Below are 10,470 nucleotides of genomic sequence, written 5' to 3'. Positions count from 1 at the left end.
AACAGGCTCTGCACCACGGCCAGCACCAGGGCGACGGCCGGCGTGGCCGGCAGGCCGAACTGGGCCAGCTCCTGCACGAAGCCGCCCAGGCCCGGGCCGCCGAACCAGCCGAACAGCTTGCCCAGGCCGTGCGGCAGCAGGAAGCCGCCCGCACTGAGCCGCAGAAGGAGCACGGCAGCATCACGTTGAAGGTTCACTTCCGCGGCCTTTTCCATCAGTGGCCGCCTTCCTGCGCGCCGAACATGGCCTTGGCGTACTGGATGCCGATGCCGTAGCCGCCGGCGTGGTCGCGGGCGATGCCGGTGGTCAGGCCATAGGTCTCGCCGCGTGCCCAGTCGCGCTGCAGTTCCAGCAGGTACTGCACGCTGGTGATCGGGCGCGCGCCGGCCTGCACCATGCGGGTGATGGCACGCTCGTGCGCTTCGTCGCTGACATCGCCGCAGGCATCGGTGATCACGTAGACCTCGAAACCCTGCTCCAGCGCCGACAGGGTCGGGCCGACGATGCACACGCTGGTCCACAGGCCCGCCAGCACCAGGCGCTGCTTGCCGATGCGGTTGATCTCATCGATCACCGACAGGTCTTCCCAGGTGTTCATCGAGGTACGGTCGAACACGGCCTGGCCGGGGAAGATCTGCGGCAGTTCCGGGAACATCGGGCCGGAGAACGACTGCTCGGCAACCGTGGTCAGCACCACCGGCACGTTGAAGCCCTTGGCGCCCTTGCTGATCAGCGACACGTTGTTGCGCAGCGCGGAGATATCGATGGTGTGGGTGGCGAACGCCATCTGCGACTGGAAGTCGATCAGCACCAGGGCGTGGTCGGTCGGGGAAAGCAGGCCCTTGGCAGGCGTGGCGGTAGCGGTGGTCATGTGGATGTCCTTTGGGGGTTCAGGTGCTTCGTGCGGAATAGAGCGTGGGGGTGCAGCCCATTTCTTCGCGGAAACACCGCACGAAATGGCTCTGGTCGAAGAAGCCGAACTGGGCTGCGATCTGGGCGATGGGCTGGCGGCGCCGGTGCAGCGCCAGGCTGGCCTGCTGGATGCGCGTGCGGCGGACGTACCGGGATGGCGTGGTTCCCAGCCCGGTGCGGAACAGGCGCGAAAGGTGGAAGCGGCTCACGCAGGCGGCGGCCGCCACGTCCTCGATGCGCAGTGGCGTGTCCAGGTGGCACGCGATGTAGCGCAGGGCGCGATCCAGTGCCGCGCCCTGGCTGTGTGCCTTCGCTGGCCGCGCGGCATCGGAGGGGACGGTGTGGGCCATCGACCGCAGGGATTCGTGGGGGCAGCACAGCTTGCCGGTGCCCTGCCCAACGGCGTAGCCCTGTTGGTTGGCCGCGTTGGTTACTCTTTCGGGTTACGACCCGCGCCTACCAGATCGATCACGCGGCGGCCGAAGGAGCACGCATCCAGCGAATACGCACCTGGCCCGAGCAGCAGCAAGCCCAGTGGAAGCAGCACCAGCGCGGTCAGTGGTCCGGTCCAGAGCATCAGGCCGGTCGCCAGCAGCACCGCGAACAACGTCAGCCATCCGGCCGCGACGAGGGCCGAGACCAGAAGCGATGCCGCGGTGTGCCAGGGGTCATCGCCGATCGACAGGCACAGCGATGCTGCCAGGCACAGGCGCATCCAGAGCAGCCCGATGCCGGGCGCCCTGTCAGGGAACATTACGTAGAGCCGCTGCAAGATCGCTCCCCCTGAGCCATGAAGCGCATTAGTAGCCGATGTAATCGGTTTCCACCTGCCCCGAACGGGGTATGTTGGGCACCTGCGCAGCGCGGGCGACTACTGCCATTTCGTTATGGCTGCGCGGCGTGAACGAGTGCTAAGCTCGGCCCGCTCCCTGCTGGCTGGCCGCTGTCCGCGCCCTCGGGGCCATCCCCTACCCCGCAGTATCCCGCCGTATTTCCCGCATGATTCTCTGCCGCGCCTTTCCCCGCCGCTCGCTCCGCGGGCTCCTGCTGAGCGCGTTGCTGGCGGTGTGTCCGGTTGCCTGGGCCACGCAGAACCCGCCGGTGCACGCCGGTTTCAGTGGTTACAACCACACGGCATGGCGGGCGGGCCAGGGCGCACCTGGTGATATCTGGGATATCCAGCAGGACGAAACCGGCCGGCTGTGGTTGGCCACGGGTTCGGGCCTCTATACCTTCGATGGCCAGCGCTTCGAGCGCCAGGAAAGCGTGGCCGGCGCTGGCGCGCCCTCGCTGAACATGATCACGTTGTTTGCCGATCACCCCGGCAGCATGTGGATCGGCTACTACCACGCAGGCATCGGGCACTTCACCGAGGGCCGCACGCTGAAGACCTACCAGCGCAGCGAAGGCGTGCCGCCCGGCGTGGTGTCCAGCTTTGCCTATGACGACCAGGGCGTGCTGTGGGCGGCCGTAGAGCAAGGCCTTCGGCGCTTCAGGAATGGGCGCTGGGAGAAGCTGCCGGCCTCGATGGGCGTGCCCGAACGGCGCGGCCACTGGCTGCTGAAGGATTCGCGCGGCACCTTCTGGGCACTGGTTGGCCAGCAGGTCTGGTACATCCCCAAGGGCGGCGCGACGTTCATTGCGACCGGCATCGGCGTCGCACAGATGTCCACGCTGGCCGAGAGCCCTTCGGGCGAAATCTGGCTGGCGGATCGCGGTCGCGGCACGATGCCGATCGCCGATGCGCACGGCATGCTGCCCGAGGCCGAGCGCGAGGCGCGCCGCCTGCCCGGCATCATCGCCAGCCGCCTGCATTTCACCGCCGATGGTGTCATGTGGGCGCCGATGCGCGGCATCGATGGTGTCGGTGGCGCTGCGCGGGTGATCTTCGACGGCAAGACAGCGGTGTCGATGGAAACCTTCAACGTCGCCCAGGGCCTGACTTCCCCGGCGGCGGTACCCGTGTTCGAGGATCGCGAAGGCAACATCTGGATCGGAACCAATCTTGGCCTCAGCCGCTTCCGCGCGCAGAGCGTACGCACGCTCAGCGAGGGGCCAACCGATCCGTACCGCGTGCTCGGGCGCAATACCGCGGGCAAACTGCTCGGCTATGGCGAGGATTCCGTTCCCTACGCCCTGCAGCGTCAGACGCTCGACCTTCCGCGTGCCGGCCTGCAGGCGGTGGCCCTCAGCAACAGCACGCCGTTCTGGCAGTTTGAATGGACCAACCTGGTCATGCGGCGCGGGCGCGAACTGCAGCGCATCCAGTTTCCCGGCTCGGCTGAAGGCCTGCAGCCGCAGGCGCTGTACTTTCCCAATGCCCACGAAGCCTGGGCCTGCGTGCAGGGAACCTTCCTCAGCCATTACGACCATGGTGCGTGGCGCAGCCCGGTGGACCTGCAGCGCAACAGCTGCAGCGCGCTGGCCGCGGATGGCCGGGGCGGCCTGATCGCCGGGTTCGCCGATGGTGCCGTTGCGCTTTACGACGGCAAGCGGCTGCACACGCTGGGAAAGGCCGATGGGCTGGACGTCGGGCCGATCACCTCGATCCTGGCGGCGGGCGACCTGCTGCTGGTTGCCGGTGAGAAGGGCCTGGCCATTCGCCGTGGCGCGAAGGCGTTCGGCGAGGTCAGGACCGATATCGCTGGCGTGCTGGAAGGCATCACCGGCATCGTGGTCGATCGCTCACGGCAGCTCTGGCTCAACGGCGGCCGCGGCCTGGTGCGGCTCGATCTTTCCACCGCCCTTGAGAGCGCGACCCAGGGCATCGTGGTCTCCCCGCGCTTGTTCGATGATGTCGATGGCATGCCGGGCGTCGCACTGCAGAGCGGGCCGCTGCCCACCGCGCAGCTCTCGCCGGATGGCCTGCTGTGGCTGGGCACCAACCAGGGCCTGGCGTGGCTGGACACCCTGAAGCCCAACCGCAGCCGATCCGCACCGGTCACCAGCATCGGCAACATCCACTATGGCGATGAGCAGGAGCCGCTGGCGGACGGTGCGACGATTCCGGCTGGCATCACCCAGCTGCAGATCGATTTCATCGCCCAGTCCCTCGCCCGGCCGGAACGCAATCGCTACCGCTACCGCCTGTCCCGCGTCGATGCCGGCTGGCGCGATGCCGGCAGTGCCACCACCGCGTACTACACCAACCTTGGGCCCGGCACCTACACCTTCGAGGTCATCGCGGCCAGCGAGGATGGCGTCTGGGGCACTGCGCCGACCACGGCGAGCTTCACCATCGAGCCGCTGCTGACGCAGACGTTCTGGTTCCGCAGCCTGGTGGCCATTGCCATCATCCTGCTGATTGCAGCGGCCGCCCGCATGCGCGCGAAAAACATCACCGCGCTGGTGAAGGCGCGCTACGAGGAGCGCCTGCACGAGCGCGAACGCATCGCGCGCGACCTGCATGACACCCTGCTGCAGGGCAGCCAGGGGCTGTTGCTGCGGCTGCATGCGATCAGCGTGATGCCTGCCCTGCCCCCCGGTGCGCAGGAGCGCCTGGAATCGGCCATGCAGGCCGCCGAAGACAGCCTGCGCGAGGGCCGCGACCGCGTCACCGCGCTGCGCCAGGAAGCGGACCACCGCGCCGATCTTGCCGCTGCCCTGTCGGACGTGTTCCGCCAGGACACGCAGCCCGATGACCGCCGGCTGCGCGTGACCGTGGAGGGTGAGCCGACCCGGATCCGTACCGAGGCACTGGAAGAGATCTACCTGATCGGCCGCGAGGCCATCCGCAACGCCATCGAGCACTCGGGCGCCTCGGCCATCGAGGTGGAGATTGCCTACGGCACGACGTTCCGCCTGCATGTGCGTGACGATGGCCAGGGCATGGCGCCGGACCGGGTGCGGGAAGGCCACTGGGGCCTGCAGGGCATGCGCGAACGTGCCTTGCGCCTGGGCGCGGAGCTGAAGATCTGGTCGCGTCCTGGGCTGGGTACCGAGGTTGCGCTGTCCATTTCCACGCACCGATTGAACTATTCCCAGGCAGCCGCGCCGTGGTCGCGGCTGCTGAAACGGCTGAGGAGCTGACATGAACCTTCGGATCCGCATCCTGGTCGTGGACGATCACCCCCTGCTGCGCGAAGGCCTGCTGGCCCTGCTGCAGAGCAGCCCCGACATGGAGCTGGTGGCCGAGGCCGGCGATGGCGTGCAGGCCGTCAGCGCCTACTTCGAACATCGCCCGGACGTGGTGCTGATGGACCTGCAGATGCCGCGCATGGATGGCATCGAGGCGATTGCACGGATACGTGCCACCGCGCCGGAAGCACGCATCATCGTGCTGACCACCTACAGCGGCGATGCGAAGGCGGTGAAGGCACTGCACGCCGGTGCTAGCGCCTACCTGCTGAAGGACATGCTGCGCCACGACCTGCTGTCGACCATCCGCCTGGTGCATTCCGGCCGGCGCGTGCCGTTGCCGGCCGAAGTGGCCACCAACATCGCTGCACATGTCACCCACGACGCGCTGTCGCCCCGGGAGATCGAAATCCTGGTGCTGGTTGCCGCCGGCTGTTCCAACAAGCGCATTGGCGACCAGCTGGGCATTTCCGAGCAGACGGTGAAGGCGCACATGAAGAATTCGATGGGCAAGCTGGGCGCGCGCGATCGGACGCATGCTGTGACGTTGTCACTGCAGCGCGGGATCCTCAGCCTGGGCGAGGACGGCCTCGATCCGCACTGACCCACCTGGGTAGCACCTGCAAATCAATCCGGTCGGCAGATCGCTACGTGCCGCAGCATAGGGAAAGCGCTTGCCGCAATGTAGGGAAACCCCGATCCATGTCATCCCGCGAAGGTGAACGGTGCGATCCCGTATAGTTCCCTCCCTCAGACGGAACTGCTGGCGCACCATGCCCTACCTTGGAATAGGACTCCACTTCATTGCCGCGATCTATTTCGCGGTGCACGCCATCCGCTCAGGCCAGAGCCTGTACTGGCTCCTGCTGCTGTTCTCGTTCCCGCTGCTGGGCAGCGTGGTCTACGGCCTGGCGATCTACCTGCCGGAAATCCGCCATTCGCGCGGCGCACGCCAGGTGGTCAGTTCGGCAAAGCAGTTCATCGACCCAGGCAAGGACCTGCGCAATGCGCGGGCCGAACTTTCCCGCACGCCGACTGTGCAGAATCGCGTGCGCCTGGGCATGCAGCTGCTGGGCGCGGGCCAGGCCGAGGAAGCCCGGGAACTGCTTGAACTGGCCGCCAGTTCGCCGTTGGGGGATGACCCGTACATCCTGACGGGCCTTGCCCGCGCGCGTTTTGAATCCGGGCAGGCCGCGCTTGCGGTGGAGACGCTGGAAGGCCTGTTTGCCCGCCATCCGGACGTGCGCCGCAAGCCCGAGCAGACCCTGCTGTATGCGCAGGCGCTGGCTGGTGCCCGTTCGCCTGGCGCCCAGGCCGCCTTCGAGCGCGCCGTGGAGTGCGGCAACGATGCCGAAGCACGCTGCGTGTACGCGGAGTGGCTGCTGACCCAGCCTGACGATGCGGACCGTGAGCGGAGCCACAGCCTGTTTGCCAGCATCCTGGACGATGCCCGGCACTGGTCACGCCACGCCCGCAGCCACAACGCGCTGTGGCTGGACCGCAGCAAGGCGAGGATGAAGGAACTGGAGCGGGCGCGCTGAGCGGGCGCTATCTGCGGCCCCGATAGGGCTCGCACCCTACCCCATCGTTATCGCGGTCCAGGTGTGGGCCGTAGCCCGGTTCGCCCCGGCGCACAGGGGCTGCGCCTGCGGCGCGCGCTTCAGCACAGTTGGCGAATGGGCGGTTTGTGCCTGCAGGCCCGGGGGCCAGATTGTTGCGGGGTGGTTCGATGCTGCGCGGCGCGATGGATGCGCCGCGATGGCAGTGGTAGTCGCCAGTCTTGCGATTGGTGTGGCAGCCGTTCTTGTCCAGTCCGCCGCTGTGGGCGCTGCAGGTCATCGGTGCCGCAAGAGTGCCGAGTGCGAGTGCGATCAGCACGCCAGGTGCGTGGGTACGGAAATCCATGCCCTCCCCCTGTCAGGCGTGTGCGTCCTGGTGGGGAGGCTAGCATGGGCTGGACCACCACCAAAACCATGCGCCAGTGCGGAAGCCTATGGTCGCCGCACTGGCGATGGTCCCCCAGCCTTCAGTCGAGCATGGCTCGACTCTACAAACAAATGTCAGCGCTGGTTGTCCTTGAGGAACAGCCAGGTGATCAGGGTGGCGTCCGGCCCCTGCGGGTCGGTGAACGGCAGGCCGGACTGGCTGCCGCTCCAGGCGTGGCCCATGCCCTGCACCACGTAATGCTGGGCCAGGATCCTGCCGTTGTAGGCGTAGGTGTCCACCGTGTACGCGCGGCCGCCCGGCACCTGCCCGTGGTAGGTGCTGGTCGGCACGTACTTCACCGAGTCGTTGTCGATGCCATCGTCGGCGAGGTCGTTGGTCTGCAGGAACTGGCGCACGGCCTGCTGGCCATTGATCGGGTTGACCGTGGAATCGGCCGTGCCATGGAACACCAGCACCGGCAGCGGCCGGGGCTTCGGCGAACCCGAGCACTGCCACGCCAGTCGGCCGTTGCTGTCCGGCGAATAGATGCTGCCGGCCAGCAGCGCATACGCACTGCCTGAAATCGTGGTGGCGCCCTTGTACATGCCCCCGGAATGGATGGCGCCGGCGGCGAACACATCCGAGTAGCACGCCAGCATGATCGAGGTCATCGCCCCGCCGGCAGAAATGCCGGTGACGTAGACCCGGTGAGGATCGACCGCGTAGTCCGCTTTCACTTCATCCACGATGCCGGCCAGGATGGAGGCTTCACCGCTGCCGCGCGCCTGGTTCACCGGCAGCTGCCAGTTCCAGCAACGCGTGGGGTTGGCGGTGACGTTCTGCCGCGGGTACACCACGATGAAACCCTCGGTGTCGGCCACATCGTTGAAGCCGGACGCCTCGCCCATCAGGTTCGGGCCGGTCACGCAGCCGTGCAGCACCAGCAGCACGGGCAATGGTTGGCTGGGCTGGTAGTTGGCGGGTACCCAGACCTGGTACTCGCGGGCACCATACGCGTTGCCGTACAGGCCGAAATCCCAATGCCCCGGGGTGTCTGCCGCGGACGCCGTGGCGCTCATCGCCAGCCAGGTGCACACCCCCAGCAACAGCGTCCTGATCGAATCGATTCCAGAGTTCATGCCCAGATCCTCATGCGTGAGTCGTGGATGAAGTGGTACCGGGAGGCGGTGCCATACGGCACCGTCGTGTGGGGATGGGGCCAGTATCCGCATCTGCACGGCCGTGCCGACTGGACCTAGGTCCACTCGCGCCCGGCACCAAGGCACGGCTAGCCTTGGGGCCATGGGTGGCAATGGGCCATCTGCAATGGACATGCCCTCTGGGGGGAATGAATGAAACGGAATTGCTTGAGCCTGATGATCGGCGTGCTGCTGGCCTCCGGGCCGGTTCTGGCACAGGACGCGCCGCAGCCCGCATCGACGGCCGGCAAGGCCGCCTCGGCCACCAACCTGGACAGCATCATGGTGACCGCACGCAAGCGTGAGGAAACCCTGCAGGAAGTGCCGGTGGCCGTCACGGCGTTCACCTCCGAGGCGCTGGACAAGTTGAACGTGCAGGACATCAGCGCGCTGGGCCCCCAGGTGCCGAACATGACCATCTATGCGGCGCGTGGCGCCAGCAGCACGGTCACCGCGTATATCCGTGGCGTCGGCCAGTCCGATCCCACCTGGGGTTCCGACCCGGGCGTGGGCATCTACCTGGATGACGTGTACATCGCGCGACCGCAGGGTGCGCTGCTGGACGTGTTCGATGTCTCCCGCATCGAAGTGCTGCGCGGCCCGCAGGGCACGCTGTACGGCAAGAACACCATCGGTGGCGCCATCAAGTACATCTCGCGCGGCCTGCCTACCGAAACCGAGGGCTTTGCCCAGATCACGGTGGGCAACTACAGCCAGCTGGATGCCAAGGCCGCCATCGGCGGCCCGATCGGTGGCGCCGACAGCGGCCTGCGCGCCCGCGTGGCGGTGGCCAGCCTCAACAACGATGGCTTCGGCGAGAACACCTTCAACGGCCAGCCGGTAAGCGACAAGCAGATCAAGGCGGCGCGCTTCAACCTGGGCGCCTATGCCGGTGATGACTTCGACGTGCAGTTCGCGCTGGACTACACCGACGATACGTCGGGCATGCGCGGTTCGAAGATGCTCGCGCCGAACCCGTTCCTGCCCGGCTACCCGCCGATGGACAGCCGCTATGACATCCGCTCGGGCATGCGCAACCTCAACAATGTGGAGAGCAAAGGCGCTTCGGCCACGGTGAACTGGCGACCGAACGAGGATGTCGCGCTGAAGTACGTGATTGCAAAGCGTGAATCGGACAGCCAGGGCAACGTCGATTTCGATACCACCCCGGTGAAGCTGGCCGACGTCAGTGGCACCTACGACGACAACCAGGTGAGCAACGAGCTGCAGCTGAACTACGATGCCGGCGGCCGCGTGCGCGGCGTGGTGGGCCTGTACCAGTTCAAGGGCGAGGCCGGCGGCCAGATCCAGAACAACTACTTCAGTGCACAGTTCGCCGACAACCAGGGCAAGGTACTCACCGACAGCATTGCGCTGTATGCGGATTGGACCTTCGACCTCACCAACAAGCTGAAGCTGGACGTCGGCGCCCGCTACACCGACGAGGACAAGCGCGCGATCGTGTTGAACCGCCTGTACGCCGATCCCGGCTTTGTCCGGCCGGTGGCGGTGACTGCGGGCTTCGACAAGAAGACCAACTTCAGCAACGTCTCGCCCAAGGTCTCGCTGGATTACCAGATCACCCCGGACATCATGGTGTACGGGTTGGCCACGCGCGGCTTCAAATCGGGCGGCTACAACATCCGCGCCAATGCGGTGGCGGTGCCGCGCTCGGCCGAACCGTTCGATGACGAGACGGTCGACAGCTTCGAGATCGGCAGCAAGATGGCCTTCCTCGACCAGCGCCTGTTCCTAAACCTGTCGGCATTCCACAACAAGTACAAGGACATCCAGCTCTCGGTGTTCACCGGCATCGACACCAACGGCGACGGCATCGACGATTCCTTCTTCGGTGATTTCACCAATGCCGGCAAGGGCACGGTGAACGGCCTGGAGATCGAGTACCAGTACCTGCCCACCCAGCACTGGCTGATCTCGGGCAACCTGGCCTGGCTGGATGCGAAGTACGACGAGTACATGGACCGCGGCGTCAACGTGGCCAAACAGATGAAGTTCACCAATGCGCCGGAATATTCGGGTGCGTTGAACGTGGAGTACCGCACCGACCTGGCCAACGGCGGCAACCTGTCCGCACGGGTAAGCTACAGCTACCAGAGCGAAGTGTGGCCGACCACCGACCTGAGCCCGGTGATCCGCCAGGGCGGCTACGGGCTGGTGAATGCCGGCGTGGTCTGGCGCGTGGATGACACCTGGACGCTCTCGCTGCAGGGCACCAACCTGGCCGACAAGGAATACCGCACCACCGGCTACAACATCCCGGCGGTAGGCACGCTGATCGGGTTCTACGGTGCGCCACGCCAGTATAGTCTCAGCGCCCGTTACGATTTCTAGGAAG

General features: G+C 66.5%; 10 protein-coding genes. 4 read left to right on the top strand and 6 right to left on the bottom strand.

All coding sequences use genetic code 11. From position 1 onward, the window contains the following. The 4 genes from C1926_RS16245 to C1926_RS16230 all read right to left on the bottom strand — a co-directional run. The coding region (locus C1926_RS16245; protein WP_159095176.1) for a DoxX family membrane protein at nt 1-215 on the bottom strand (215 nt) is incomplete at its 3' end. Then, nucleotides 215-871 carry a hydrolase gene (locus C1926_RS16240; protein ID WP_108759924.1) on the bottom strand — a complete coding sequence of 219 codons (657 nt, stop codon included), beginning with the start codon at nt 869-871 and terminating at the stop codon, nt 215-217. The genes C1926_RS16240 and C1926_RS16245, both read right to left, overlap by 1 nt. 19 nt (nt 872-890) lie before the next feature. Continuing rightward, nucleotides 891-1,262 (bottom strand): AraC family transcriptional regulator, encoded by a 372-nt coding sequence (locus C1926_RS16235; protein ID WP_108759923.1) that lies wholly within the window; start codon nt 1,260-1,262, stop codon nt 891-893. A gap of 80 nt (nt 1,263-1,342) precedes the next feature. Continuing rightward, complete coding sequence (locus C1926_RS16230) at nt 1,343-1,684, bottom strand: hypothetical protein (protein WP_108759922.1); 342 nt, start codon at nt 1,682-1,684, stop codon at nt 1,343-1,345. A gap of 227 nt (nt 1,685-1,911) precedes the next feature. On the opposite strand from C1926_RS16230, the gene C1926_RS16225 reads away from it, so the two are divergent. From C1926_RS16225 to C1926_RS16215, 3 genes are all read left to right on the top strand, one after another. Continuing rightward, on the top strand, nt 1,912-4,941 hold the full coding sequence (locus tag C1926_RS16225; RefSeq protein WP_108759921.1) for a sensor histidine kinase: 3,030 nt from the start codon (nt 1,912-1,914) through the stop codon (nt 4,939-4,941). 1 nt (nt 4,942) lies between these two features. Beyond that, nucleotides 4,943-5,593, top strand: coding sequence for a response regulator transcription factor (locus tag C1926_RS16220; RefSeq protein WP_108759920.1), 651 nt, complete (start codon nt 4,943-4,945; stop codon nt 5,591-5,593). A gap of 169 nt (nt 5,594-5,762) precedes the next feature. After that, nucleotides 5,763-6,530 (top strand): tetratricopeptide repeat protein, encoded by a 768-nt coding sequence (locus C1926_RS16215; RefSeq protein WP_108759919.1) that lies wholly within the window; start codon nt 5,763-5,765, stop codon nt 6,528-6,530. Nucleotides 6,531-6,537: 7 nt separating this feature from the next. On the opposite strand, the gene C1926_RS21935 is transcribed toward C1926_RS16215, so the two are convergent. Together C1926_RS21935 and C1926_RS16205 are read right to left on the bottom strand one after the other, a co-directional pair. Continuing rightward, entirely contained in the window at nt 6,538-6,828 is a 291-nt protein-coding gene (locus C1926_RS21935; RefSeq protein ID WP_301554045.1) for an excalibur calcium-binding domain-containing protein, read from the bottom strand. A 221-nt stretch (nt 6,829-7,049) separates the two neighbouring features. Next, the gene (locus C1926_RS16205) at nt 7,050-8,054 is read right to left on the bottom strand and encodes a PHB depolymerase family esterase (protein ID WP_108759917.1); all 1,005 of its coding nucleotides are present in this window, start codon (nt 8,052-8,054) and stop codon (nt 7,050-7,052) included. A gap of 237 nt (nt 8,055-8,291) precedes the next feature. On the opposite strand from C1926_RS16205, the gene C1926_RS16200 reads away from it, so the two are divergent. Further along, nucleotides 8,292-10,466: a TonB-dependent receptor gene (locus C1926_RS16200; protein WP_108760740.1), complete on the top strand. Its 2,175-nt coding sequence runs from the start codon at nt 8,292-8,294 to the stop codon at nt 10,464-10,466. Nucleotides 10,467-10,470: the final 4 nt, after the last annotated feature.

Origin of the sequence: Stenotrophomonas sp. ZAC14A_NAIMI4_1, assembly GCF_003086915.1 — a bacterium.
Taxonomy (GTDB): Bacteria; Pseudomonadota; Gammaproteobacteria; order Xanthomonadales; family Xanthomonadaceae; genus Stenotrophomonas.
This window is presented reverse-complemented; position numbering and strand designations above follow the sequence as displayed.